The following is a 25,004-nucleotide window of genomic DNA, read 5'->3' on the forward strand; positions in this document are numbered from 1 at the left end:
CTCACCCTCCGCGCTGAAATCTACGCGGAAAGGCGGTAGACGCGGGTCGCCGTGTCGCCCAGGATGGCTGCCCGTTCGGTCGCGGGCAGCTCGCCGAGGGCGTCGAGCAGTGCCGCGCGCACCGCGCCGTAGCCGCCGGCGAGCAGGCAGACCGGCCAGTCGGAGCCGAGCATCAGCCGTTGCGGGCCGAACAGGGCGATCGCCTCGGTCACATAGGGCCGCAGGTCGTCGACCGTCCACGCCGCCCAATCGGCCTCGGTGACCAGGCCGGATACCTTTGCCGTCGCGTTGGCGCAGGCGGCCAGCGGGGCGATCGCCGCACGCCACTCCGCGAAGGCGCCAGCGCGGATCCGCGGCTTGCCCAGGTGGTCGAGGACGAACCGCACGTCGGGCAGCGCGGCGGCGGCCCGGGCGGCCGAGGGAAGCTGGTCGACCCGCCCCACGAGGTCGAACGCCAGGCCCGCGGCGCCGATCGTGGCCAGCCCGGCGCGTACGTCGGCGCGGTCCAGGTAGTTCTGCTCTTCGCCCTGGACCTGGGCGCGGATCCCGACCAGCCGCTCGCCGCCGGGCAGTGCGCGGAACCCGGCGAGGGTCGCGGCGAGGTCCGGTGCGGCCGGGTCGGCCCAGGCCACCACGCCGGCGATCGCGGGCGTGGCGGCGGCATGCCCGAGCAGCACCGCCGCCTCGGCGATGTCGCAGCGGCCGCCCTCGACCAGCACCGAGCGCTCGACCCCGGCGGAGGCCAACTCGGCGGTGAGCATCTCGGGCGTGAAGGTGCGCCGGATGGGGGCCAGCGAAGGCTCGTCCAGCCAGGTGTAGCCGGCGTCGATGTCCCACAGGTGCTGGTGCGCGTCGACGATCACGCGACGGCCCGCGGGTCGAGCAGGCCGGCGTCGACCAGCGCGGGCCACAGCCCGGCCGGCGGCGGCGTGCCGAACAGCGCGGCGTTCTGCCGGATCTGCTCGGGCGAGTCGGCGCCGACGATCACGGAGCGGACCAGCGGGTGGCCGCCCGCGAACGCGAGGGCCGCGGCCGGCAGCGTGGTGCCGTGGGCCTCGCACAAGTCCGCGATGGCGGCGGCCCGGGCGAGCACCTCCGCCGGCGCCCGGCCGTATTCGTAGGGCAGGCCGGCGTGCGGTCGCTCGGTGGCGAGCAGCCCGCTGTTGAAGATCCCGGCGTTGAGCACGGCCGTGCCCGCCGCCGCGCAGGCCGGCAGGATCGCGTCGAGCGCCGGCTGTTCCAGCAGCGTGTAGCGGCCGGCGATGATGATCGCGTCCGGCCCGCACTCGGCGACCAGCCGGGCCAGGAACGCGGCGTCCTTGGAGCCGGTGCCGATCTCGCCGACGACGCCCTCGTCGCGGAGTCGCACCAGCGCCGGGTAGGCCTCGGCGATCGCCTGGTCGGCATGGTCTTCGGGGTCGTGCAGCAGCACCAGGTCGACCCGGTCGAGGCCCAGCCGGTCGAGGCTCTCGTCGAGGCAGCGGCGCACCCCGTCGCGGCTGAAGTCCCAGACCCGCTTGTGGGTGGCGGGCACCGCGAAGCCACCGTCGTCGAGCCGGTCACCGCCGCCCGGCACCGGCTCGAGCTGGCGACCGACCTTGGTGCTGACGGTGAACTCGGCCCGTGGCCGCCGGGCCAGCGCGGCACCCAGCCGGCGCTCGGAGAGCCCGAGACCGTAGTGCGGCGCGGTGTCGAAGTAGCGGATCCCGGCATCCCAGGCGGCGTCGACGGTCGCCGCCGCCCGATCGTCGTCGATCGGGTGGTAGAGGTTGCCGATCGAGGCACACCCGAGCGCGAGCGTGGCGCTCACGAGCGGGGCCGGAGCCGCAGGCCGTGCATGCCACCGTCGACGTCGAGCGCCGTGCCGGTGGTGGCGCTGGCCAGCGGGCTGGCCAGGAAGCCGATCGCGGCGGCCACCTCGTCGGCGGAGACCAGCCGGCCGCTGGGCTGTCGGGACTTGAGCGCGGCGAGTTCGGCGTCGGGGTCGTCGGCCGCCGAGAGCAGCCGGCGCACCCACGGGGTGTCGGCCGTGCCCGGCGTGACGCAGTTGACCCGGATCCCCTCGTGCAGGTGGTCGGCGGCCATCGCCAGGGTCAGCGACAGCACCGCCCCCTTGCTCGCGCTGTAGAGCGCGCGGTTGGGCAGGCCGGCGGTCGCGGCGATCGAGCAGGTGTTGACGATCGCGGCGTGCCCCGAGGCGCGCAGGTAGGGCAGCGCCGCCCGGCTGACCCGGACCATGCCGACCACGTTGACGTCGAGCACCCGGTGCCAGTCAGCGTCGGGGTTGTCGGCCACCGTGCCGGCCGCGCCGATGCCCGCGTTGTTGACGACGATGTCGATGCCGCCGAGTTGCTCGGCCGCGCTGTCGATGCCGGCGCGCACCGCGGCGTCGTCGGTCACGTCACCGACGACGCCGACCAGGCCGGGGTCGAGGCCGTCGACCTTGAGGTCGAAGCACGCCACCTTGGCGCCCCGGGCGGCCAGGAACCGCGCGGTCGCCAGGCCGATGCCCGACCCGCCGCCGGTGACCACGGCCGCCAAACCGTCGAACTCACCCATCACTGCCTCCCGGTCCAGATCGGGCCATCAGGGTACGCGTAGTCGGAGAGCGTCTCCGGCCGCATGGTGGCGCTGAAGCCGGGTGCGAGCGGCGCCACGTAGCGCCCGTCGCGGACCACCGCCGGGTCGACGAAGTGCTCGTGCAGGTGGTCGGCGAACTCGATGACCCGGTTGTCCATCGTCCCGGAGACGGCAACGAAGTCGAACATCGACAGGTGCCGCACCAGCTCGCACAGGCCCACCCCGCCCGCGTGCGGGCAGACCGGCTTGCCGAACTTGGCCGCCAGCAACAGGATCGCGATGTTCTCGTTGACGCCGGCCACCCGGGTGGCGTCGAGCTGCACATAGGACACCGCGTCCAACTGGAGCAACTGCTTGAACATCACCCGGTTCTGCACGTGCTCACCGGTGGCCACCGGCACCGGCGCGATGCCCTTGGCGATGGCGGCGTGCCCGACGAGGTCGTCCGGGCTGGTCGGCTCCTCGACCCACCACGGGTCGAACTCCGCCAGCGCCGACACCCACTCGATCGCCTCGCTGACGTCCCAGCGCTGGTTGGCGTCGACCGCGATCCGGAAGTCCGGACCGCACACCTCGCGGGCGATCCGCAGCCGGCGTTGGTCGTCGGCCAGGTCGGCGCCGACCTTCAGCTTGATCTGGGTGAAGCCGGCGTCGATCGCCTCCTGGCAGAGCCGGCGCAGCTTGGCGTCGTCGTAGCCGAGCCAGCCCGGCGTCGTGGTGTAGGCCGGGTAGCCGCCGGCGAGGAGCGTGTCGATCCGCTCCGCGCGACCCTTCTCGGCCGACCGCAGGATCTCCAGCGCCTCGTCGGGGGTCAGCGCGTCGGTCAGGTAGCGGAAGTCGACCAGGTCGACGAGCTGCTCCGGGGTCAGCCCGGCCAGCAACCGCCAGAGCGGCAGCCCGGCCCGCTTGGCCTTGAGGTCCCAGAGCGCGTTGACCACGGCCGAGATGGCCATGTGCATGACGCCCTTCTCCGGGCCCAGCCAGCGCAGTTGCGAGTCGTGCACCAGCTCGCGCCAGAACCCGCCGAGGTCGCCCAGCACCTCGTCAACGTCGCGCCCGACCAGGTAGGGGCGCAGCGCGGCGATGCCGGCGGCCTGCACCTCGTTGCCGCGCCCGATGGTGAACGCGAACCCGTGTCCTTCGGGGGCGCCCGCCTGGTCGGTGCGCAGCACCACGTAGGCCGCCGAGTAGTCCGGGTCGGGGTTCATCGCGTCCGACCCGTCGAGCTCGAGCGAGGTCGGGAAGCGCACGTCGTAGGTGTCCAGCGAGACAAAGTGGGGCATCGAGCCATCCCATACATCGGAGGTGTGAGGAGGATAACCACCGATGTCGTGCTGGCGGGAGGGTCCTGAGCTGTGATTCATCCTATGTCAAGGCCGCGGGAAGGTTCTCCAGCCGGCCGAGCCCGCGTGGGTTGACCCGGCGGGTGCCGGCCTCCCAACCGGCGAAGTCGGCGCGGATCCCGAACAACCCGGCCAGGATCGCCTCCAGATCGGCGGCGCCGGGCCGCTCCGCGCCGGCGAGCAGAGCCGCCGCCAGATCGGTGCGCCCCAACCGACAGAGGGGGTAGGCGACCGCGCCGGGCGACTCATCGCCCAACTCCCGGCCGAAGAACGCGACGAGTTCGGTGCGCTGGCGCAGGTCGAGAAACTCCGGCATCTCGCCGGCGACCGCGAGGAACGCGCCGGCCCAGTCATCGGGTGTCTCGCCCGGCTGGCGGGCCACCGCGTGCCAGCGACCACCGCCGGCATAGCGGCCGAGCACCTCCCTGGCCCGGTCGGCCGCCGCCAACTCGATCGCCGCCGCGCCGTCGCGCTCGCCGATCCGCCGCAGCAGGGCCGCGAGGGCCCGGGCCCGGCCGACCCGCGCGGCGTCGACCGCGACGGGGCCGATGGCGGCCGGGATGACGGCGAGCGCGCGGAGGTGGTCGAGCACGGTGGCCCCGCCGGCCTTCTCGGCCAGCAGGTCGAGGTCGCCGGTCACCACCAGGTAGGACTCGATCGCACGGAACGATCCGGCGGCGCGGGCCAGGTCGGCGAGCAGCCGGGCCCGGGTGCGCGTCGGGTCGAGCAGGGCCGCCGCGCGCGGGCCGGCATCGCCGCGGACCGCCTGCCAGGCCGCGAGGTAGTAGCTGCGGGCGAGCCCGTCCGGCGCGTCGACGAGCGCCGGCAGGTGCCCGGAGAACGTGGTGTTGCCCGGCGTGAAGGCGGCCAGCCAACGGTCGCGCGGACCGTCCCACTGGCCGGCGACGAGATCGATCGACGGAACGCCATCCGGCACGAGGCGACCATAGTTATCGATACATCCGATGTCAACGGCCGCCCGACGGGTGGGCCGCGGGGTTTATCCGCCGACGCGGAGTGATACATCCGACTACTGCGCCATCTACGACGCCCCGTAGTATTACTACTGGTCGTAGTAACAGGGGGGTTCGCATGGACGCGCTCGACGTCGCCCGGTGGCAGTTCGGTGTCACCACCATCTACCACTTCCTCTTCGTGCCGCTGACCATCGGGCTCGGCCCGCTGGTGGCGACGTTCCAGACGCTGTGGCACCGCACCGGCAACCCGCGCTACCTGCGGTTGACCCACTTCTACGGCAAGCTGTTCCTGATCAACTTCGCGATGGGCGTGGTCACCGGCATCGTGCAGGAGTTCCAGTTCGGGATGAACTGGAGCGACTACTCGCGCTACGTCGGCGACGTCTTCGGTGCGCCGCTGGCGATGGAGGCGCTGCTCGCGTTCTTCCTCGAGTCGACGTTCCTCGGCCTCTGGATCTTCGGTTGGAAGAAGCTGCCGAAGCGGATCCACCTGGCCACGATCTGGACCGCCGCGCTCGGCAGCGTCCTGTCGATGTTCTTCATCCTGGCCGCCAACTCGTGGATGCAGCACCCGGTCGGCTACCGGATGAACCCCGACACCGGGCGGCCCGAGCTCACCGACATCTGGGCGGTGCTGACCAACAAGGTCGCGCTGATCACCTTCCCGCACACGCTCGCCGCCGCCTTCATGGTGGCCGGCGCGCTGCTGGTCGCGGTCTCGATCTGGCATGTCACCTGCCGGCCCGGGACGGACACCGCCGAGCACCGGTTCGCGCTGCGCTTCGGGGCCTGGGTCACGCTGGTCGCGACCGCGGCCATCGTCTTCACCGGCGACATCCAGGGCAAGATCATGACCGAGGTGCAGCCGATGAAGATGGCGGCGGCCGAGGCGCTCTACCGCACCGAGGCGCCGGCGTCGTTCTCCGCCTTCACCATCGGCACGCTCGACGGCAGCCGCGAGGTCTTCGCCATCAAGCTGCCCTACCTGCTCTCCTTCCTGGCCACCGGCAACCCGACCGCCTCGGTGCAGGGCATCGACGACCTACAGGCGCAATACACCGCCCAGTACGGCCCGGGTAACTACGCGCCGATCGTGCCGGTCACCTACTGGAGCTTCCGGGTCATGGTCGGCCTGGGCATCGCGGCCGGCGCCATCGCGCTGCTGGTGCTCTGGTCACAACGACGCGGGCGTACGCCCAACAACCGCTGGCTGGTGCGCGCGAGCCTGGTGCTGCCGCTGCTGCCGCTCGGCGCGAGCACCGCGGGCTGGCTCTTCACCGAGATGGGCCGGCAGCCCTGGATCGTCTTCGGCGAGTTGCTCACCCGCAACGGGGTCTCCAGAAGCGTGTCGCTGACCGAGGTGCTCACGTCGTTCCTCGCCTTCACGCTGATCTACGCGGTGCTCGCCGTGGTCGAGGGCCGGCTGCTGTTCCGCTATGCCAAGGCCGGCCTGCCGCCGGACGGGCCCGAACCCGACGAGTCCGGCGGCGACGAAGACGTGCCCGCCCTCGCCGGCGCCTACTAGACGGGAGACCACAGTGGACCTGACCACCTTCTGGTTCGGCGCGATCGCCTTCCTGTTCGTCGGCTACTTCGTGCTGGAGGGCTTCGACTTCGGCGTCGGTGTGCTGATGCGCACGATGGGCCGCGACGACGCCGAGCGGCGCCTGCTGCTGGGCACCATCGGCCCGGTCTGGGACGGCAACGAGGTCTGGCTGATCACCGGGACCGGTGCCATGTTCGCGGCCTTCCCGCACTGGTACGCCAGCGTGTTCTCCGGTTTCTACCTGCCGATGCTGCTGATCCTGCTCGCGCTGATCGTGCGCGGGGTGGCCATCGAATTCCGCGGCAAGCGCCCGGACCACGCCTGGCGGGCCCGCTGGGACCTGGCCATCCTGGTCGGCTCATTGCTGCCGGCGCTGCTCTGGGGCCTGGTCTTCGCCAACATCGTGCGCGGTGTGCCGCTGGCCGCCGACCACGACTACGCCGGCGGCCTGACCGACCTGCTCAACCCGTTCGCGCTGCTCGGCGCGGCCACCTTCGGCGCGGTGTTCGTGTTGCACGGGGCGGTGTTCGTGGCGCTCAAGACGACCGGCGAGGTGCGCGACCGGGCCAACACGCTGGCGTCCCGGTTCGGCCCGGTCGCCGTCGCGCTGCTGCTGGGGTTCCTGGCCTGGATGCTGATCGGCGTGCGGCGCGACCCGGTCGCGGCCGGGCTCGGCATCGCCGCGGCCGTCGCCGCCGTGGCCGCGCTGGGCGCCAACCGGCGGCGGCGGGAGGGCTGGGCGTTCGCCGGCACCGCGGCCGCGATCGGGCTCACCGTGGTCGCGCTGTTCACCGCGCTCTACCCCGCGGTGCTGCCGTCGACCACCGACCCGGCCGGGACGCTGACGGTCGCCAACGCGGCTGCCAGCGCGTACCCCCTGAAGGTCATGACCGTGGTGGCCGGGGTGTTCCTGCCGCTGGTGCTGCTCTACCAGGGCTGGACCTACTGGGTGTTCCGCAAGCGGTTGGCGGTCACACGATAGTGCCGCCGCCATCGACGACGATCGTGGCGCCGGTGATGTAGCCGGCGCCCGGCGAGGCCAGGAAGACGACCGTGGCGGCGAACTCCATCGGGTCGCCGGCGCGGCCGGCGGGCACCTGGGCGATCCGCTGCTCGTAGTAGCCGTCGGGGTATTGGTCGGTCATCTCCGACGGGAAGAAGCCCGGGGCGATCGCGTTGACCCGGATCCCCTTGCGGCCGGTCCACTGCGCGGCCAGGTCGCGGGTCAGGCCCAGCAGGCCGGCCTTGGCGCTGGAGTAGGCGGCCTGCGGCATGCCGGCCGAGACCAGCCCGAGCACGCTGGAGATGTTGATGATCGAGCCGCCGTCGGTCATGTGCTTCGCGGCGGCCTGCGCCATCCAGTAGGAGCCCATCAGGTTGATGTCGAGGACCTGGCGGTATTCGTCGGGCGTTTCCCGGGATGCCGGCACGGCGGTGCCGATGCCGGCGTTGTTGACCAGGATGTCGAGCCGGCCGAAGTGCTCGACCGCCGCGGCGGCCAGGGCCTTGCAGGCGTCGGGGTCGGAGACGTCGGTTGGCACCGCGTGTGCCTTGCCGCCGGCCTGCTCCACCAGGGCGACCGTCTGGGTGAGCCGGTCGGCGCGGCGGCCGGCGACGACCACCTCGGCGCCCGCCTCGGCGAGCCCGACCGCGGTGGCCAGGCCCAGGCCACTCGAGGCGCCCGTGACGATCGCGACCTTCCGGTCGAGCCGGAACTGGTCGAGCACACCCATGTCGTTCCCTCCGTCAGCGAGGCGTCGGCAGCACGGTGAAGGTGTCGGCGCCTTCCGGCGGTTCGTCGGTCACCGTGGTGTCGTAGACCACCGCGTCGGGCGGCCCTTTGCGAGTCCATTTCACCATGCGGTCGACGGCGTCCGGCGACCCCTCGAAGGCCGCCTCGACGGTGCCGTCGGCGAGGTTGCGGACCCAGCCGGTGACGCCGGCCGCGTGCGCCTCGCGCCGGCAGGTGTCGCGGAAGAAGACGCCCTGCACCCGACCGGACACGACCACCCGACGTCTGATCATTTATTTATTGTCGGACCAGCGGGATAGCTTTAGCGGCGATGGACGCCGATTCGTGGGACCGCAGATACGCCGAGGCCGACCTGGTCTGGAGCGCCGACCCCAACCAGTTCGTCGCCGCCGAGTTGGCCGACCTGCCGCCGGGCAGCGCGATCGACCTGGCCGCGGGTGAGGGCCGCAACGCGCTCTGGCTGGCCAGCCTGGGCTGGCGGGTGACCGCGGTCGACTTCTCCGCGGTGGCGCTCGACAAGGGCCGGCAGATCGCCGAGGCGCGCGCGCTCGACGTCGAGTGGGTGCACGCCGACCTCACCGACTACACCCCGGCGGCGGCCGACCTGGTGCTGATCGCCTACCTCCAGGTGCCGCCGGCGCTGTGGGAGCCGGTGCTGGCCCGGGCCGTCGCGGCGGTCGCGCCGGGCGGCACCCTGCTGCTGGTCGGGCACGACGCGACCAACCTCACCGAGGGCACCGGCGGGCCGCAAGACCTCGAGCGGCTCTGGTCGGTCGACGGCATCGTCGCCACGCTCGGTGACCTGCGGGTGCGCCGCGCCGAGCGGGTGCGCCGCCCGGTGGCCGGCAAGCCCGACGCGATCGACACGCTGGTCCGCGCGGAGCGGCCGCCGGCATGACCGCGACCCCGGCCTCGATCAAGCGGATCTACTACGTCCTCACCGTCGGCAACACGCTCGCCGCGTCGCTGATCTGGGGCATCAACACGATCTTCCTGCTCGACGCCGGGCTCAACAACCTCGAGGCGTTCGCCGCCAACGCGTTCTTCACCGCCGGCATGGTGCTCTTCGAGGTGCCCACCGGCATCGTCGCCGACCTGCGCGGCCGGCGCGCCTCGTTCCTGCTCGGCACGCTCACGCTGGCCGTCACCACCGCGCTCTACGTGCTGCTCTGGCACCTCGAAGCGCCGTTCTGGCAGTGGGCGGTGGTCTCCGCGCTGCTCGGCCTGGGCTTCACGTTCTTCTCCGGCGCCACCGAGGCCTGGCTGGTCGACGCGCTGACGGCGACCGGCTTCGACGGCCAACTCGACGCGGTCTTCGGCCGGGCCCAGGTGTTCTCCGGCGTGGCGATGCTGACCGGCTCGGTCGCCGGCGGCTACCTGGCCCAGCTCACCAACCTCGGCGTCCCGTTCGTGGTCCGGGCCGGCGTGCTGGTGGTGATGTTCGTGGTGGCCGCCGTCGTGATGCGCGACATCGGCTTCACCCCCGACCGCGGCGGCCGCCCGCTCGCCGAGATCCGCCGCATCGTCCGCGACTCGGTCGACTACGGCCTGCGCGTCCCGACCGTGCGCTACCTGATGCTGGCGGCCCCGTTCTTCGGCGGCGTCGGCGTCTACGTCTTCTACGCGCTCCAGCCCTACCTGCTCAAGCTCTACGGCGACCCACACGCCTACGGCGTGGCCGGCCTGGTCGCGGCGATCCTGGCCGGCTCGCAGATCGCCGGCGGCTTCCTGGCCACCTGGGTCCGGTCGCTGTTCCGCCGCCGCACCTCGGCTCTGATCGTGGCTCAGGTGGTCAGCGTCGCCGTGGTCCTGCTGATGGGCCTGGTCGCCAGCTTCTGGGTGGTGCTGGCCCTGATCGTGGTCTGGGGGCTGCTCAACTCGGCGACGATGCCGATCCGCCAGGCCTTCCTCAACGGCCTGATCCCGTCGCGCCAGCGGGCCACGATCCTGTCCTTCGACTCGCTGATGAGCTCGACCGGCGGCGTGGTCGCCCAACCCGTCCTGGGCCGCGTCGCCGACGTCTGGAGCTACCCCGCGTCCTATGTGGTCAGCGGCGTCATCTCCGCTTTCGCCCTGCCGTTCCTGGCCCTGGCCCGCGCCCAACACACCCCGACCGACACCGCGGTGACCACCACCGGCGCTCCGCTCCCGACGCCGGAGGCGGATCAGCCCACCGCTGAGGCCGCCGCCCCTCGCTAGTCATCACTCCAGGGCCGGGTGATCCACCTGTTGGCGTCGAGATACCCGGCGATCCGCGGGAAACAACGCCGCACTTCGCGCTCGTCGGTGAGGTCGATCGCCGCGCCGGCGAGTTCCGCCGGGCCGGGCCGGTCATCCATCGCTGGCGGGCAGCCCAACCGGGCGATGTGGGCTTCGACGGGCAGCCCGCAGAACCAGTCGATCCGGGCGTTGTGCCGGTCGGCCATCAGCTCGACCAGCCGATCCGGATCCGTCTTGACCCGCTCCAGCACGGCTCGCCCGTGGGAGACGATCCAGTCCTGCACCAGCATGAAGTCTTCGTCGTCGACGCCACCGAAGAGCAGGCTCGCCGCGTTCCTGATCGGCCAGGTGAAGGCCTCGTCCTGCGCGCGGAACCACAGCTCCTCGTAGTCCAGGATCTCCTGCTCGCTCAGAGCACGCAGGCGCCGCAGGATCAACTGGGCTACGCGTTCGGTGTCGGGTCCGGCTGCCAGGCGGCACTCGTCGACGATCTGCCAGAAGCCCTCTTCGTTCACAGCGCGACCCTCCATAACCGGGCCGTGCCCCGCGGCCGACGAGCACCGTACGCTATGCCGATGACCGAGCCCGTCGTGCTGGCCGCCGCGGGCGCGGCCGTGATCCTCGATGTCTCCGGCCCCGGCCTGCCCCGCGTGCTGCACTGGGGCGCCGACCCCGGGCCGCTCGACGAAGCCGACCTGCGCGCGCTGGTCGCGGCCGCGGGCGGCGACGTCGCCTCCGCCGCAGACGGGCCGCTCCAGCCGGTTGGCGGCATGCCGTTGCTGCCGACCCAGTGGGACGGCTGGGCCGGCCGCCCGGGCGTCACCGGCGACCGCGCCGGACGCTGGCCCTACCTGCGGCTCGCCCGCGACGGCGCGGTGCGGGTGAGCGCCGACGAGGTGGTCGCCGAGGGCGTCGACGAGACGGCCGGCGTGCGGGTGCGCGCCGAGATCCGGCTAGACCCGCACGGCGTGCTCCAGGTGCGGCACACGCTCACCAACACCGGCGCCGACGAGTTCAGCGTCGCCGCGCTGCGCGCCCTGCTGCCGCTGCCGGACCGGGCCACCGAGGTGCTCGACTTCACCGGGCGCTGGGGGTTGGAGCGGCAACCGCAGCGGCGCCCGCTCGGCAACGGCACCCACGCCCGGGAAAGCCGCCGCGGTCGCACCGGCCACGACGCGACACCGCTGCTCATCGCCGGGACCGACGGGTTCGGTTTCGCCGCCGGCGAAGCCTGGGCCGTCCACATCGGATGGAGCGGCGGGCACGAGGAATACGCCGAGCGTATCTCCGGCGCCACCGCTGTGCTGGGCGGCGGCGAGTTGCTGGAGCCCGGCGAGGTCCGCCTCGGTCCGGGCGAGACCTATGCCACGCCCACCGCCTACTTCGCCTGGTCAGACCAGGGGCTCGACGGGCTGAGCGGCCGCCTGCACCGGATGGTCCGCGACCGGCCGAGCCACCCGCGGAGCCCGCGGCCGCTGACCCTCAACGTCTGGGAAGCCGTCTACTTCGACCACGACCTCGACCGCCTCACCGCACTCGCCGACCTCGCCGCCCGGGTGGGTGTGGAGCGGTTCGTGCTCGACGACGGCTGGTTCCCGGGGCGCCGCGACGACACGGCTGGCCTCGGTGACTGGATCGTCGACCCCGCTGTCTGGCCCGAGGGACTGCACCCACTGGTCGACCACGTCCGGGCCCGCGGCATGCGGTTCGGCCTCTGGTTCGAGCCGGAGATGGTCAACCCCGACTCCGACCTGGCCCGCGCCCACCCGGAATGGATCTTGGCCACAGAGCACCGGTTGCCCCGGCCGTGGCGGCATCAGCAGGTCCTAGACGTGGCCCGGCCGGAGGTCGCCGACTACCTCTTCACCCGGATCGACGCGCTGGTCACCGAATACCGCCTCGACTATCTCAAGTGGGACCACAATCGCGACCTGCTGGAGGCGGCCCGCGACGGCGTGGCCGGCGTGCACCGGCAGACCGCGGCCGTCTACCGGCTGCTCGACCGGCTCCGCGAGGCCCACCCGGGCCTGGAGATCGAGTCGTGCGCGTCCGGCGGCGGCCGGATCGACCTCGGCATCCTGGCCCGCACCGACCGGGTCTGGACCTCCGACTCCAACGACGCCCTCGACCGGCAGCAGATCCAGCGCTGGACCGGCCTGTTGCTGCCGCCCGAGCTGATGGGCAGCCACGTCGGCCCGAGCCCCGCGCACACCACCGGGCGCAGCGCCGGCCTGGCGTTCCGCTGCGCGACAGCACTGTTCGGCCACGCCGGCATCGAGTGGGACGTCAGCACCTGCACCGAGGCCGAACTCGAGTCGCTCACCGAGTGGGCGACGCTCTACAAGCGACTCCGTCCTGTCCTCCACAATGGTCGTCCGGTGCACGGTGACGTCGACGGTGTGGTCACCGACGACGCCGCGGTCTTCGTCTACGCGCAACTCGACAACCCGGCCGAGCTGCGCCCGCGCCGGGTCAGGCTGCCCGGCCTCGCCGCCGACCGCCGCTACGAGGTGACCCGCTGCTGGGGCGAGGAGGCCGCCGGCGCGACCCTGACCGGCCGGGCACTGGCGACGGTCGGCATCCAGGTGCCACCACTGCGTCCTGAGCAGGCCATCGTCTTCGAGGTAAGGCCGAGCCACTAGCCCGTCACCAGGGCACTGTTCCGGCGTCGTCGAAGAATCCGCCGGTCGGTCCGTCGTCGGGCAGGGTCGCGAGGTGAATCGCGATCGCCGCACCCTGTTGTGGTGTCCGGGCGCCCCGGAAGCCATTGAGGTCGGTAGCCGTGAAACCGGGGCAGCCGCAGTTGATCAGGATGTTGGTGTCGCTCAGTCCCTTGCCGTATTGGACGGTGAGGGCGTTGAGGAAGGTCTTCGACGCCAGATACGCGGCCGGAACCGGGCCCATGTCGATGCCGGGCGTGGTTTGCAGGGCGAACGAGCCCACGCTGCTCGACATGTTGACGATTCGCGGTGCTGCCGAGCCGCGCAACATGGGCAGCATCGCGTTGGTGACCCGGATGACGCCGATCACGTTGGTTTCCACGACAGCGCGCACGGTCGCGGGATCGACCGTGGTGGGCGTCTGCGGCATACCGCCGGTGGTCGCGGCGTTGTTGACCAAAACGTCGAGCCCGCCGGCATGGTCGGCGATCAGCTCGGCCGCGGCGGCGACACTCGCGTCGTCGTCGACGTCGAGGGGCACGCCGAAGGCGTCGGTCCCGGCCGCGCGCAGCTTCTCCACCGCGGTCTCGCGGCGTTGTCGATCCCGCGCGCCCACGCAGACGCGCCAGCCGAGTGCCCCCAGGCCCGCCGCGATCTCGTACCCGATTCCCTTGTTCGCGCCGGTCACCAGCGCGATCGTCCGATCACTCATGCCGTTGATCATGTTGCGGACTCAAGTGGGGCGTCCAAGACCGATCGGGTGGACGGCGATACCGCACCGGTATTGCCCCTGGTCGGCGGTGCCTACGATGGCGCCGTGGAGACCCGGGAGTTGCGATACTTCGTCGCCGTCGCAGAAGAGTCGCACTTCGGGCGGGCGGCACAACGGCTCGCGATGGCGCAGCCACCGCTGTCCCGGGCGATCCAGCAGCTCGAACGGCGTCTCGGAGTCGTTCTGCTGCACCGCACTGCTCGGGGGGTCACGTTGACCGAGGCCGGGTCGGTGCTCCTGCGCGAGGCCCGGCTCGCCCTCGAAGCGGTCGAAGCCGCCGAGCACCGCACCCGCCGCGCCGCTGCCGACCGGCCCGGTGTGGTGCTGGCCACCAAGGCAGGGGCATCCCGCGAACTGTTGTCGAAGCTGCTGGACGCCTACGTTGACGCAGTCGACGTGGTCCTGTGCGGGCCTGGCGAACCGGAAAGATTGCTCCGCAACGGGCGTGCCGACGTCGCTCTGCTCCACCGGCCCTACGACACGACGGCCGGATTCGACACCGAAGACCTGCACACCGAGCGGCAGGTCGTGGTCCTGCCCGCGGGGCACCCGCTCGCCGACCGACCCCACCTGTCGATGGCCGAGGTCAACACCCTGACCGGCCTGCCCCTGCCGCGCTGGCCTCGACGGGATGGAAGTTATCCGGACGGCCCCGGCCCACAGGTGCGCGACCATACCCAGCTCACCCAGCTCATCACGCTCGGCCGGGCCTGCGCGGTCATGCCCGAGTCGCTCCGAGCCCAGCTAGGCGACGATCACGCCATCGTGCCGGTGCCGGACGCACCGGCGGTCACGACCGTCATCGCCTGGCCACCACACAGCCGATCCAAGGCCGTCGCCGACCTCGTTCGCACCGCACAAAGCCTCTAGCCCCTGAGGTAGGCCAGCACGGCCAGGACGCGGCGGTGGTCGTCGGCGGCCGGCGGCAGGTCGAGCTTGAGCAGGATGCTCGCGATGTGCTTGGCCACCGCCGCTTCGGAGACGACCAGCGCCCGGGCGATCGCCGCGTTGGAGCGGCCCTCGGCGATCAGGCCGAGCACCTCCCGCTCGCGCGGCGTCAGCCGGGTCAGCGGGTCCCGGCGCCGGCCGAGGAGCTGGGCCACCACCTCCGGGTCGACCGCCGCACCGCCGTTCGCGACCCGCACGAGCGCGTCCATGAACTCCTCGACCCGGCCCACCCGGTGCTTGAGCAGATAACCGACGCCGCGGCCACCGCCGCTGTCGAGCAGTTCCGCGGCGTACGTCGGCTGCACGTATTGGCTGAGCACCAACACCGGCATTCCGGGGTACGCCGCCCGCAGCGCGACCGCCGCCCGCAACCCCTCGTCGGTGAAAGCGGGCGGCATCCGCACGTCGGTCAGCACCACGTCGGGCCGCTCGTGCGCGACGGCCGTGGTCAACGCCGCGGCATCGCCGACCGCGGCGACCACCTGGTGGCCGAACCGCTCGACGATCCCGACCAGACCCTCGCGCAGCAGCACGGCGTCTTCGGCGACGACTATCCGGAGCACGGCAGCTCCGCCCGGACCAGCGTCGGACCGCCGGGCGGGCTGGACAGCAACAGCCTCCCGCCGGCCGCCGCGACCCGGTCGGCAAGCCCGGCCAGGCCCGTCCCGCCGGCCAGGTCGGCACCGCCGGCGCCGTCGTCGCGTACCTCCAGCACCAGGGTGTCGACGTGCAACCGGGCGTGCACGGTCGCGCCGCTCGCGCCACTGTGCCGGGCCACGTTGGTCAGCGCCTCGCTGACCACGAAGTGCGCGGTCACCTCGACCGGTGCCGGGAGCCGCCGGGGCAGCTCGACATCGACCCGCACCGGCACCGGGGAGCGGTCGGCCAGATCGGTGACCGACGCCGGCAGGCCACGATCGGTCAACACCTGAGGGTGTACGCCGCGGATCAGCTCGCGCAATTCGGCGTGCGCCCGCTCGGCCTCGTCCTGCGCCGCCGTCAGGTGCTTGGCGGCCGTGGAGCCGTCGGCCACCTCGAGCCGGGCCAGCCCGATCGCCATGCTCAGGGCGACCAGCCGCTGCTGTGCGCCGTCGTGCAGGTCGCGCTCGATCCGCCGGCGCTCGACGTCGAACGCGTCGACCAGCCGGGCCCGCGACCGGCTCACCTCGACGAGTTGGGCGCCGAGTTCGGCGTCGCGCGGCGCGAGGATGGCCCGGGCCAGCGCACCGCGGGCGGCCGCCCAGACCGTCACCGGGTAGGCGGCGAACGGTAGCAGCGCGAGCCCGGCCACGGTGTAGAGGATCTTCGGGAAGAACGCGTTGGACTGGTCCTGCAGTTCGAAGAGCGGGGTGACCATCAGCGAGATGGGAATCCCGAGCACCAGGCCGAGCATCAGCGCGTCGATCCACCACAGGGCGCCCAGCGAGACCACTGTGTAGCCCAGCTCGCGCCAGGTGGCCGGCTCGCGCAGCCGGGTGCGCACCCAGGCCACCCGGCCGGCGCGCTCGGGCCGGCGGTGCGGGTCGGGCAGCGGGTCCGGGTCGATCAGCCTCAGCCGCCACCGCTCGAACCGGCCCACCGCGACGCCCGAGAGCGCGACGGCCAGGAACGCGACGAGGCCGACCAGCGCGACGGCCAACAACGCGCCGGCCAGCAGCAGGCCGATCAGCACCCCGGCGGTCAGCGCGCCGAGCAGCACGCCGGAGATCAGGTAGGCGACCGACCGCCACGGCCAGGACGACGCGAGGAAGCCCAGCGGGCTCTCACTCACGGCCTGGAAGGCGGTCCGAGGGGTCACCCGCCGACCGTACCCGGCGGTTTCGCGGGCGACGGTAGTCCCAGGTATACCCCCGGTTCTCGCCTCCGCACCCCTGTGCCGGCGGGCCGCCGCCGGTTGGCTGGAACGCATGACGATCACGACAGGTGTGCAGCAGGCCGAGGCGGTCACGCTCCGGTCCGTCCGGCGCACGTACGGCACCGGCGACGCTGAGGTGACCGCCCTCGACGGGGTTTCCGTCAGCTTCCGCAGCGGCAGCTTCACGGCGGTGATGGGACCGTCCGGCTCGGGCAAGTCGACGCTCCTGCATTGCGCCGCCGGGCTCGACCGGCCCACGCACGGCACGGTCTCGGTCGGCGGCACCGACCTGGCCGGCCTCTCCGAGCACCGGCTGACGACCTTGCGGCGGGAGCTGATCGGCTTCGTCTTCCAGGAGTTCAACCTGGTCTCCGCGCTCACCGCGGCGCAGAACGTGGCATTGCCGCTGCGGCTCGCCGGCCGTCGGCCCTCCCCCTCGGCGGTCGCCGTGGCGCTCGCATCGGTGGGGCTGGCCGATCGTGGCGGGCACCGGCCGAGCGAGCTCTCCGGCGGGCAGCAGCAGCGCGTCGCGATCGCCCGCGCGCTGGTCACCCGGCCGGCGGTGGTGTTCGCCGACGAACCGACCGGTGCGCTCGACCTGCGCTCCTCGCACCAGGTGCTCGGGTTGCTCCGGGGCGCCGTGCACGAGCACGGCCAGACGGTCGTGATGGTCACCCACGATCCACTTGCCGCGGCGTACGCCGACCGCGTCCTGTTCCTCGCCGACGGCCACCTGGTCGACGAGCTGACCGGTCCCGGCCGGGCCGGCGACACCGGTTTCGCCGCCGACGTGGCGGCCCGCATGGCCCGGCTGGAGGCGTGATGCTCGCGTGGTCGACGGTCCGCGACCGGTGGACGGGATTCGTCGGTTCGTTCGTGGCGCTGACGTTGGGCGTCGGGGTGCTCACCGCGGCGCTGGTCGTGTTCGTCTCCGCCCAGCCGGCGGTGCCGGAGCGGTTGGCCGGCGCGGCGGTGGTCGTGCAGGCACCGGCCGGCGCTTCCGACGCTGACTCCTTCGTCGAATACGTTCCCTGGGCGTCCGCGCGCGCCGAGGAGTTGGCCGGAGCGCTGCGCGGCGTGCCGGGCGTCGCGGCGGCGGTGCCGGACCGCTCGTTCTACGCCCAACTGGTGCACGGCGGCCACCCCGTCGGTGACCCGCCGGCCGGCGACCCGATCGGGCACGCCTGGTCGACGGCGGCGTTGGCGCCCTACCGGCTCGTGGCCGGCGCGGCACCGACCGCCGCCGGCGAGGTGGTCCTGGACGCGGGCTACGGCATCCCGCCCGGCGCGACCGCGACGGTGCTGACCGCGACCGGACCACAGCAGTGGCGGGTGACCGGCACGGTCGACGGCCCCGGGATCTACGTCGCCGATTCGGCCGCTGCGGCGCTCGCACCCGGCGTACCCGCGATCGGTCTGGTGTTGTCGCCCGGTGCCGACCCCGGTGCCGTGGCGGCCGCGGCTCGCGTTCGGGTCGGCGCCGCCGGCACCGTGCTGTCCGGCGACGCGCGCACCGCCCTGGAGCCCGAGGCGGTCGGCCGCACCCGCTGGCTGGGCACCCAACTCATCACCGTGATGGTGTTGCTGGCGGCGTTCGCCACCGTGTTCGTGATGGCGTCGACCGCGGCGCTCAACGCCTACCAGCGCCGCCGCGAGCTGGCCCTGCTGCGCGCGATCGGCGCGACGCCGCGGCAGACCCGGCGCCTGCTGCTCGGCGAGGCCCTGGTCATCGGGGTGGTCTCCGCGGCGGTGGGTGCGGTGCTCGGGGTGCTCGCGGCGCCCTGGTTCGGCGACCTGCTGGTGCGGGCCGACTTGGAGCCGGCCGGTTTCGCGCCCAGCCCGTCGCTGCTCGCCGTCGGCCCGGCGGTGCTGACCGGGATCGTGGTCGCCGTCGCGGGCGCCTGGGCCACGGCCCGCCGGGCGGCAAAGGTGCGGCCGATGGAGGCGCTGCGCGAGGCCGCCGTCGACCGGCGCGCGATGACGCTGTCGAGGTGGCTGTTCGGCGGCCTGTTCGGGGTGGCGGGGCTCGCGCTCGCGGTGCTCACTCCGGCGGTCGACGACGGCTCGGCCCTGACCACCGCGATCTTCTCCGCGCTGACCCTGATCGTGGGCATCACGCTGCTGGCACCGGTGCTGATCCCGCCGGCCCTGCGGGCGTTGACGCTGCCGTTGCGCCGCTCGGCGACCGGCGAGGTGGTGCGGGAGAGCGCCGGGGCGGCGGTCCGGCGCACTGCGGCGACCGCCGGGCCGGTGCTGCTGACCGTCGGCTTCGCGATGCTGATCCTCGGCATGGTCAAGACGATGTCGCCGGCGTTCGGTGGCGAAGACGCCCGGGCGCTCGGCGTCGACACGGTGGTCACCGCCGAGGGCACGCCCGGCCTTTCCGACGCCGCGGTGGCGGCGATCCCCGGCACCGTGTTCGCCGGACTGTCCACATCGGTCTTTGTCGGCGATCTGCCGTACGACGCTCTCGGTGTCGTTCCGGGCGCGGTCCCGGTGCGCGGCGACGCCTCGGCGCTGACCGGCGACACGGCGGTCGTCGCCGACCCCCGCTGGAAGGCGGGCGACACGCTGCGGCTCACCTTCGCCGACGGCGCGGTGGTGCCGCTGCGGGTGGCGGCGTCGGTCGAGCCGGGCACGCTCACCACTCCGCTGCTGCTGCCGCGCGACCTGGTCCGGGCACACGACCCATCGGCGCTGACACTGACGGCGTACGTGCGCGGCGCACCGCCGGCCGCCGTGCGCGACGCCGTCGCCCGGTTCGGCGCGCTGGTCCAGGACCCGTTGACCTACTCGTCGGACGACGACGAGGACCAACTGGTGTGGCTCTTCGTGCTGGTGATGGTCGGGATGTCGGTCGGATACACGAGCATCGCGGTGGCCAACACGCTGGTGATGGCGACCGGTGACCGGCGCCGCGACTTCCGGGTGCTCCGGCTGACCGGGGCGACCAACCGGCAGATCCTGCGCATGGTCGGCGCGGAGACCGGGATCGTGGTGCTGTTCGGCACGGTGATCGGCGGGCTGGTCGCGCTGCCCGCCCTGCTCGGCATCCGCGCCGCGCTGGCCGGCCAGACCGGCGTCGACGTGCGTCTGGTGGTGCCCTGGCTCGAGGTCGGCGTGGTGGTCGCGGTCTGCGCGGTCCTGGCGCTCGGTGCGGCGCTGCTGGCCACCCGCCGCGCGCTTCACCGAGCGCAACCGCGATGATGTCTGGAGGTGACGACGACCTCGTGGGGCAGGGCGTCGTCCCCGCCGGAGGTGCGCATGCAGCCGTCGAGCGCTCGAATCGTGCTGACGCTCGGCCCAACCATCCGGCGCGGCGATGTCCTGGCGCTCTGCGAGCGACTCGCCGCCCTGCCCCGCCCGGTGCGGGTGGTGGTCTGCGTGCGCGCGGTCACCTGCCCCGACATGTCGACCGTCGAGGCCCTGGCCCGACTCTGTCTGACGGCCCGCCGGCACGACTGCGAGGTCAGCGTCGAAGGCGCCGACGAACGCCTGGTCGCCCTCCTCACCGTGACCGGGCTGGCCGCCGTCGTGCCCCTCGACAACCCGCGGCGCTGAGCCTCGGCGCGGCGGCGTTAGGTGCGCTCGCCCGCAGGGCCGGCGCACAGCGCCGAGCCGGCGCAGCCGTAGCTGCGCTCGCCCGCAGGGCCGGCGCACAGCGCCGAGCCGGCGCAGCCGTAGCTGCGCTCGCCCGCAGGGCCGGCGCACAGCACCGTGCCGGCGCAGCGGTAGCTGCGCTCGCCCGCAGGGCCGGCGCACAGCACCGTGCCGGCGCAGCGGTAGCTGCGCTCGCCCGCAGGGCCGGCCCTCAGCGCCGGGCCGGCGCGGCGGCGTAGCTGACGCCGGTCAGTTTCTCGGACTCCACCCAGAGCCGCGCGGCCGTCTCCCGGCCCGCCTCGCCCGCTGCGGCGCGGGGCAGGCGGGCCGGCGCCGGGCCGCCGGTCAACTCGGCGAAGCCGGCCGGTCCGTAGTAGCCGCCACCCTCGGCGGCCGGGCTTGTGGCCGCGTAGAGCGCCGGCAAGATCCCGGTGTCGACCTGCTGCCACATCCCCGGGATCCGGTAGGAGAGCGAGTTGACCAGCGAGGTCAGCCGTTGCCGGCGGCCGCCGTGGGTCGGGCCGGTGACCTGGAGGTTGGTGACGGTCGCGCCGGGGTGGGCGGCGTCGCTGAGGATGCCCCAGCCGAACCGGCGGGAGCGGCGGTCGAGTTCCTGCGCGAAGAGCAGGGTGGCCAGCTTGGACTGCGCGTAGGAGCGGGACGGGCCATAGGACCGCGCGCTCTGTAGGTCGGCGAAGTCGATCCGGCCGCCACGGGCGGTCAGGCTGCTCAGCGTGGTCACCCGGGCGCCGGGCCGCAGCAACGGCAGCAGGTGCCCGGTCAGCGCGAAATGGCCCAGATAGTTGCTGCCGAACTGAAGCTCGAACCCGTCACGGGTCACGTCACGCCGCGGCGGGGTCATGATGCCGGCGTTGTTGATCAGGATGTCGATCGGCCGGCCGGCGGCCCGCAGCCGCTCGCCGAGCGCCGCCACCGTGCCCAGGTCGGCCAGGTCGAGGCTGGCCAGGCTCAGCCGGGCGGCCGGAGTCTGGCGGCGGATGCGGGCGATGGCGTCGGTGCCCTTGGTGACGTTGCGAACGGCGAGGACGACCTCGGCGCCGGCGGCCGCCAGCCGCGCGGTCAGGCCGAAGCCGATGCCGCTGTTGGCGCCGGTCACCACGGCGAGCTTGCCGGTCAGGTCAGGAACAGCGATATCAATCATGCGATCCACGGTAATAGCCCACTGGTCTTTTAACAAGAGCCCAGCGGTCTGCTATCGTTCGCTCCGTGACCGCGTCCTTCCAGCGCGCCCGCCGCCCCGAGCAGGTCGAGGCCCGCCGGGCGGCGATCCTGGCCACCGCGCGCGAGATGCTCGCCGAGCGCGGCGTGGCGGAGATCAGCCTGCGCGAGCTGGCCGACCGCGTCGGCCTGGCCAAATCCAACGTGCTGCGCTATTTCGACTCCCGCGAGGCGATCTTCCTGGAGGTCCTCGACCAGGAATGGATCGCCTGGCTGGACGCGGTCGAGGTGGCTTTCGCGGAGGTGCCGCCCGACGACGCGGAGGCGGTCGCGAGGCAACTCGCTGACACCCTCGACGGCCGCGACCTGTTGTGCGAGCTGATCGCGGCCATGTCCGGCGTCCTGGAGCGCAACATCACGATCGATTTCGCCCGCGTCTTCAAGCGGCGGGCCTCGGCCAACCACGACCGCCTCGCCGCGCTGGTCCTCGACCGGATGCCGGCCCTCGACCCGGCGAGCGCGGCCTTCTTCGGCGGCGCGGTCTTCGTGATCATCGCGGGGTTGTGGCCCTACTCGCGGCCAACCGAGGTCGTCACGACGGTCGCCGCCGAACTGGGCGCGCCACCCGACTGGGCCGACTTCCGCGCCCATCTCGCCGAGGGCTTGGCCAACCAGTTGGTCGGCCAGGTCACCCGAAGCAACCCGCCCCGGCCACCCCGCGCGAGCTGACGCCACCGCCGGCCACCCCCCATAAGCCGAGCCCACCGCCGGCCACCCCGCACAAGCCGAGCCCACCGCCGGCCACCCCGCACAAGCCGAGCCCACCGCCGGCCACCCCGCACAAGCCGAGCCCACCGCCGGGGACACCGCGCGCGTGTAGGCAACCGCCGGCGACCGCCGTTCGCTGCAAAGGCCGCCAGGCCGGCCGCGGCCGAAGGCTGGCCAACCAGGTCGTGCGGGGCGCCCTGACGGGGCACCCCGCACGACTGGCTGAGGCCTCGCCCTGCCGATCGTGGCGCCGAGCCTTTGATCGGCCCGACCCTTCTCTAGCCGCCGCTGGCGATGTCGCGGCGGCGGAAGCCGGCAAGGCCGGCCGCCGTCAGCAGCGCGGCGAGGGCGACGAGCCAGACCAACGGTGTCGCGGTCACCTCGCCGCCGGGCAAAGCCGGCAGGTGGGTAAACGGCGACAGGTCCAGTGCCCACTGGCTGAGTTGCAGGATCGCGCCCAACTGGCCGAGCAGTAGGAAGAACGCGAGGACTGCCCAGCCGAGGCTGGTCATTCGCGGCAGCAGGCCGAACAGCAGCACCACGATCGCCACGGTGAACCAGACCGCCGGGAGCTGTGCGGCGCCCGCGGCGACCACGCGGCCGATCGCGCCGGCGCCCTCCCCCGAACCCGCGCCGTAGCCGATGCCCAGGAACAGGCCGGCCACGAGCAGGCCGAGCGCCGGCCCGAAGAACGCGAACAGCAGGTGCCCGCCGGCCCAGCGCAAGCGGCCGACCGACGCGGCCAGCAGCGGCTCGACCCGCAGCGCGCTCTCCTCGCTGCGGGCCCGCAGCGCTGCCTGGACGCCCTGGGCGGCCGCGCCGATGCCGATGATCGCCATGCCGGTGGCGATGACCATGTCGCCGATCGAGGTGCCGCTGCCGATCCTTGCGATCGCATCGGCCAGTTCCGGGCTGTCCTTGACCGCATCAGCCGCAGCGTTGGTCGCCGAACCCAGGAAGAGGCCGAGGACGGCGTACCCGATCAGCCAGCCGAACAGCGTCGACCGCTGCAACCGCCAGGCCAGGCCGAGCGGGGAGAGCAGGGTCCGCGGCGCCCGCGCCGGTCCGGGCCGCGACGCGATCAGACCCGCGTCGAGGTCGCGCACCGCATTCAGCCGGTACGCCAGCGCGGACAGCACCAGCACGACCAGCAACACGACGCCGGCCACCCACCAGCGCTCGTCGGCGAACGGGCGCAGCCGTTGCAGGAAGCCGATCGGCGAGATCCAGGACAGGGGCGAGTTGAGGTCGCCGCCTGCGTCGCCGAGCATCCGGAGTAGCAGGGAGCCGATCAGCACCGCGCCGGCGATCCAGCGTGCCGTGCGGGCGCCCTGGGTGATCTGGGCGACGACCGCGGCGATCGCGCCGAAGAGCAGGCAGGCCAGGAAATATTGCAGGCCCAGCGCGACGGCGCCGGGGCCGCCGGCGCCCGCGGCGGCCGTGCCGAGGGCGGTCAGCCCGCCGACCACGACCGAGGCCAGCAGTGCGACCAGCATAGCGGCGGCCAGTCCGGCCTCGCGGCCGATCACGGTCGCGCCGAGCAGCTCGCGGCGGCCCTGCTCCTCTTCGGCGCGGGTGTGCCGGATGACGGTGAACGCGGTGGCCAGCGCGACGATCAGCAGCACGATGCTGGACCGCCACGCGGTCAGGCCGCCCAGGTTGGGCGCCCAGATCGGGCCGTAGACCGCGGTCAGCGACGGGTTCGACATCGACGCGGCGAACTTCGCCAGCTCGGCCGGGTCGGGGTAGAGGCTGGCGAAGCTGCTCGCGACCAGGCCGGGGAACAGCCCGAGCAGGATCGTCCACAGTGGGAGGACGACGCGGTCACGGCGCAGGGCGAAGCGGAAGAGGTGCCAGGTGCCGGTCACCGTACAACCTCTTCTGCTTCTTTTTGGTAGTGGCGGAGGAACAGCTCCTCCAGCGTCGGCGGCTGGCTGGTCAGGCCGCGCACCCCGACCGTGGTCAGCGCGCGCAGCACGGTGTCGAGCTCGGCGTTGTCGACCTGGAACCGCACCCGCTCGCCCTCGACGACCAGATCGTGCACGCCGGGCAGCGAACCGAGGCCGTTGGGCGAGCCGGCCAGCTCGGCGTGGATCGCGGTCCGGGTCAGGTGCCGCAGCTCGGTGAGCGTGCCGGTCTCGACGGTGCGGCCGGCCCGGATGATGCTCACCCGGTCGCAGAGCGCCTCGGCCTCGGCCAGGATGTGGCTCGACAGCAGCACCGTGCGGCCGGCGCCGCGCTCGTCGTTGACGCAGGCCTGGAAGACCGACTCCATCAGCGGGTCGAGGCCCGAGGTGGGCTCGTCGAGCACGAGCAGCTCTGCGTCGGAGGCCAGCGCGGCGACCAGCGCGACCTTCTGCCGGTTGCCCTTCGAGTAGGTGCGGCCCTTCTTGCGCGGGTCGAGCTCGAAGCGCTCGATCAGCTCGTCGCGCCGCTTGGTGTCGAGGCCGCCGCGGAGCCGGCCGAGCAGGTCGATGACCTCGCCGCCGGTGAGGTTGGGCCACAGCGTCACGTCGCCGGGCACGTAGGCGAGGCGGCGGTGCAGCGTCACCGCGTCGCGCCAGGGGTCTCCCCCGAAGAGTGTTGTGGTGCCAGAATCGGCCCTGAGCAGGCCGAGCAGCACCCGGATGGCGGTCGACTTGCCCGCCCCGTTGGGGCCGAGAAAGCCGTGCACCTCTCCCCGGCGCACCTCGAGATCGAGTCCGTCGAGGGCGCGGGTCCGGCCGAAGCTCTTGACGAGCCCATTGACCGAAATGACGTTCTCCATAATTTTGAAGCTACACTTGCTTCACAAAGTTGTGAA

General features: G+C 72.9%; 24 protein-coding genes. 10 read left to right on the forward strand and 14 right to left on the reverse strand.

Translation table 11 applies throughout. The annotated features are described in order from the left end of the window. Nucleotides 1-20: 20 nt before the first annotated feature. From DFJ67_RS07720 to DFJ67_RS07740, 5 genes are all read right to left on the reverse strand, one after another. Nucleotides 21-863, reverse strand: coding sequence for an amidohydrolase family protein (locus tag DFJ67_RS07720; RefSeq protein ID WP_116067248.1), 843 nt, complete (start codon nucleotides 861-863; stop codon nucleotides 21-23). Continuing rightward, nucleotides 860-1,810: an aldo/keto reductase gene (locus DFJ67_RS07725; protein WP_116067249.1), complete on the reverse strand. Its 951-nt coding sequence runs from the start codon at nucleotides 1,808-1,810 to the stop codon at nucleotides 860-862. The genes DFJ67_RS07720 and DFJ67_RS07725 overlap by 4 nt, the downstream gene beginning before the upstream one ends. After that, nucleotides 1,807-2,559: an SDR family NAD(P)-dependent oxidoreductase gene (locus DFJ67_RS07730; RefSeq protein WP_116067250.1), complete on the reverse strand. Its 753-nt coding sequence runs from the start codon at nucleotides 2,557-2,559 to the stop codon at nucleotides 1,807-1,809. Before DFJ67_RS07730 ends, DFJ67_RS07725 begins: the two co-directional genes overlap by 4 nt. Continuing rightward, on the reverse strand, nucleotides 2,559-3,863 hold the full coding sequence (locus tag DFJ67_RS07735; protein ID WP_116067251.1) for an L-fuconate dehydratase: 1,305 nt from the start codon (nucleotides 3,861-3,863) through the stop codon (nucleotides 2,559-2,561). The genes DFJ67_RS07730 and DFJ67_RS07735 overlap by 1 nt, the downstream gene beginning before the upstream one ends. Before the next feature lie 82 nt (nucleotides 3,864-3,945). After that, the gene (locus tag DFJ67_RS07740; RefSeq protein ID WP_116067252.1) at nucleotides 3,946-4,860 is read right to left on the reverse strand and encodes a hypothetical protein; all 915 of its coding nucleotides are present in this window, start codon (nucleotides 4,858-4,860) and stop codon (nucleotides 3,946-3,948) included. Between the two features lie 155 nt (nucleotides 4,861-5,015). On the opposite strand from DFJ67_RS07740, the gene DFJ67_RS07745 reads away from it, so the two are divergent. Together DFJ67_RS07745 and cydB are read left to right on the forward strand one after the other, a co-directional pair. Further along, nucleotides 5,016-6,425, forward strand: a complete 1,410-nt coding sequence (locus tag DFJ67_RS07745) for a cytochrome ubiquinol oxidase subunit I (RefSeq protein ID WP_116067253.1) — start codon at nucleotides 5,016-5,018, stop codon at nucleotides 6,423-6,425. 13 nt (nucleotides 6,426-6,438) lie between these two features. Then, the gene (gene cydB, locus DFJ67_RS07750) at nucleotides 6,439-7,428 is read left to right on the forward strand and encodes a cytochrome d ubiquinol oxidase subunit II (protein WP_116067254.1); all 990 of its coding nucleotides are present in this window, start codon (nucleotides 6,439-6,441) and stop codon (nucleotides 7,426-7,428) included. Here cydB and DFJ67_RS07755 read toward each other — a convergent pair. Both DFJ67_RS07755 and DFJ67_RS07760 read right to left on the reverse strand, forming a co-directional pair. Beyond that, nucleotides 7,418-8,179, reverse strand: coding sequence for an SDR family NAD(P)-dependent oxidoreductase (locus DFJ67_RS07755; protein WP_116067255.1), 762 nt, complete (start codon nucleotides 8,177-8,179; stop codon nucleotides 7,418-7,420). The genes cydB and DFJ67_RS07755 overlap by 11 nt on opposite strands. A 13-nt stretch (nucleotides 8,180-8,192) precedes the next feature. Further along, on the reverse strand, nucleotides 8,193-8,471 hold the full coding sequence (locus DFJ67_RS07760; protein WP_116067256.1) for an acylphosphatase: 279 nt from the start codon (nucleotides 8,469-8,471) through the stop codon (nucleotides 8,193-8,195). A gap of 38 nt (nucleotides 8,472-8,509) precedes the next feature. Here DFJ67_RS07760 and DFJ67_RS07765 point away from each other — a divergent pair, with 38 nt between their 5' ends. Together DFJ67_RS07765 and DFJ67_RS07770 are read left to right on the forward strand one after the other, a co-directional pair. Further along, on the forward strand, nucleotides 8,510-9,097 hold the full coding sequence (locus DFJ67_RS07765; protein ID WP_116067257.1) for a class I SAM-dependent methyltransferase: 588 nt from the start codon (nucleotides 8,510-8,512) through the stop codon (nucleotides 9,095-9,097). Continuing rightward, nucleotides 9,094-10,398, forward strand: a complete 1,305-nt coding sequence (locus tag DFJ67_RS07770) for an MFS transporter (RefSeq protein WP_116067258.1) — start codon at nucleotides 9,094-9,096, stop codon at nucleotides 10,396-10,398. The genes DFJ67_RS07765 and DFJ67_RS07770 overlap by 4 nt, the downstream gene beginning before the upstream one ends. Here DFJ67_RS07770 and DFJ67_RS07775 read toward each other — a convergent pair. Further along, nucleotides 10,395-10,934 (reverse strand): DUF4240 domain-containing protein, encoded by a 540-nt coding sequence (locus DFJ67_RS07775; protein WP_239097508.1) that lies wholly within the window; start codon nucleotides 10,932-10,934, stop codon nucleotides 10,395-10,397. The two genes, DFJ67_RS07770 and DFJ67_RS07775, sit on opposite strands and share 4 nt — an antisense overlap. 60 nt (nucleotides 10,935-10,994) lie before the next feature. Here DFJ67_RS07775 and DFJ67_RS07780 point away from each other — a divergent pair, with 60 nt between their 5' ends. Continuing rightward, complete coding sequence (locus DFJ67_RS07780) at nucleotides 10,995-13,061, forward strand: alpha-galactosidase (protein WP_116075827.1); 2,067 nt, start codon at nucleotides 10,995-10,997, stop codon at nucleotides 13,059-13,061. Between the two features lie 4 nt (nucleotides 13,062-13,065). Here the strand turns inward: DFJ67_RS07780 and DFJ67_RS07785 are convergent, their stop codons facing one another. Continuing rightward, nucleotides 13,066-13,791, reverse strand: a complete 726-nt coding sequence (locus DFJ67_RS07785) for an SDR family NAD(P)-dependent oxidoreductase (protein WP_116075832.1) — start codon at nucleotides 13,789-13,791, stop codon at nucleotides 13,066-13,068. Between the two features lie 105 nt (nucleotides 13,792-13,896). Between DFJ67_RS07785 and DFJ67_RS07790 the strand changes: the two genes are divergently transcribed. Beyond that, complete coding sequence (locus tag DFJ67_RS07790; RefSeq protein WP_116075835.1) at nucleotides 13,897-14,721, forward strand: LysR family transcriptional regulator; 825 nt, start codon at nucleotides 13,897-13,899, stop codon at nucleotides 14,719-14,721. Here DFJ67_RS07790 and DFJ67_RS07795 read toward each other — a convergent pair. Both DFJ67_RS07795 and DFJ67_RS07800 read right to left on the reverse strand, forming a co-directional pair. Then, nucleotides 14,718-15,362, reverse strand: coding sequence for a response regulator transcription factor (locus DFJ67_RS07795; protein ID WP_116067260.1), 645 nt, complete (start codon nucleotides 15,360-15,362; stop codon nucleotides 14,718-14,720). The genes DFJ67_RS07790 and DFJ67_RS07795 overlap by 4 nt on opposite strands. Continuing rightward, nucleotides 15,350-16,597 carry a sensor histidine kinase gene (locus tag DFJ67_RS07800; RefSeq protein ID WP_116067261.1) on the reverse strand — a complete coding sequence of 416 codons (1,248 nt, stop codon included), beginning with the start codon at nucleotides 16,595-16,597 and terminating at the stop codon, nucleotides 15,350-15,352. Before DFJ67_RS07800 ends, DFJ67_RS07795 begins: the two co-directional genes overlap by 13 nt. Before the next feature lie 109 nt (nucleotides 16,598-16,706). Between DFJ67_RS07800 and DFJ67_RS07805 the strand changes: the two genes are divergently transcribed. Genes DFJ67_RS07805 through DFJ67_RS07815 form a run of 3 tightly spaced genes read left to right on the forward strand, consistent with a single transcriptional unit; the run spans nucleotide 16,707 to nucleotide 20,215 of the window. Beyond that, on the forward strand, nucleotides 16,707-17,477 hold the full coding sequence (locus tag DFJ67_RS07805; protein ID WP_116067262.1) for an ABC transporter ATP-binding protein: 771 nt from the start codon (nucleotides 16,707-16,709) through the stop codon (nucleotides 17,475-17,477). Further along, nucleotides 17,477-19,861, forward strand: a complete 2,385-nt coding sequence (locus tag DFJ67_RS07810; protein WP_116067263.1) for an ABC transporter permease — start codon at nucleotides 17,477-17,479, stop codon at nucleotides 19,859-19,861. The genes DFJ67_RS07805 and DFJ67_RS07810 overlap by 1 nt, the downstream gene beginning before the upstream one ends. A gap of 57 nt (nucleotides 19,862-19,918) precedes the next feature. Further along, nucleotides 19,919-20,215, forward strand: a complete 297-nt coding sequence (locus tag DFJ67_RS07815) for an STAS domain-containing protein (RefSeq protein ID WP_116067264.1) — start codon at nucleotides 19,919-19,921, stop codon at nucleotides 20,213-20,215. A 250-nt stretch (nucleotides 20,216-20,465) separates the two neighbouring features. On the opposite strand, the gene DFJ67_RS07825 is transcribed toward DFJ67_RS07815, so the two are convergent. Continuing rightward, nucleotides 20,466-21,416, reverse strand: a complete 951-nt coding sequence (locus tag DFJ67_RS07825) for an SDR family oxidoreductase (RefSeq protein ID WP_116067266.1) — start codon at nucleotides 21,414-21,416, stop codon at nucleotides 20,466-20,468. Nucleotides 21,417-21,481: 65 nt separating this feature from the next. Here DFJ67_RS07825 and DFJ67_RS07830 point away from each other — a divergent pair, with 65 nt between their 5' ends. After that, a complete protein-coding gene (locus DFJ67_RS07830) occupies nucleotides 21,482-22,162 on the forward strand; it encodes a TetR/AcrR family transcriptional regulator (RefSeq protein WP_116067267.1) in 681 nt (226 codons plus the stop codon). 317 nt (nucleotides 22,163-22,479) lie between these two features. Here the strand turns inward: DFJ67_RS07830 and DFJ67_RS07835 are convergent, their stop codons facing one another. Both DFJ67_RS07835 and DFJ67_RS07840 read right to left on the reverse strand, forming a co-directional pair. After that, on the reverse strand, nucleotides 22,480-24,069 hold the full coding sequence (locus tag DFJ67_RS07835) for an ABC transporter permease (RefSeq protein WP_116067268.1): 1,590 nt from the start codon (nucleotides 24,067-24,069) through the stop codon (nucleotides 22,480-22,482). Next, nucleotides 24,066-24,968 carry an ABC transporter ATP-binding protein gene (locus tag DFJ67_RS07840; RefSeq protein WP_116067269.1) on the reverse strand — a complete coding sequence of 301 codons (903 nt, stop codon included), beginning with the start codon at nucleotides 24,966-24,968 and terminating at the stop codon, nucleotides 24,066-24,068. Before DFJ67_RS07840 ends, DFJ67_RS07835 begins: the two co-directional genes overlap by 4 nt. Nucleotides 24,969-25,004: the final 36 nt, after the last annotated feature.

The sequence above is a fragment of the Asanoa ferruginea genome, from assembly GCF_003387075.1.
Taxonomy (GTDB): Bacteria; Actinomycetota; Actinomycetes; order Mycobacteriales; family Micromonosporaceae; genus Asanoa; species Asanoa ferruginea.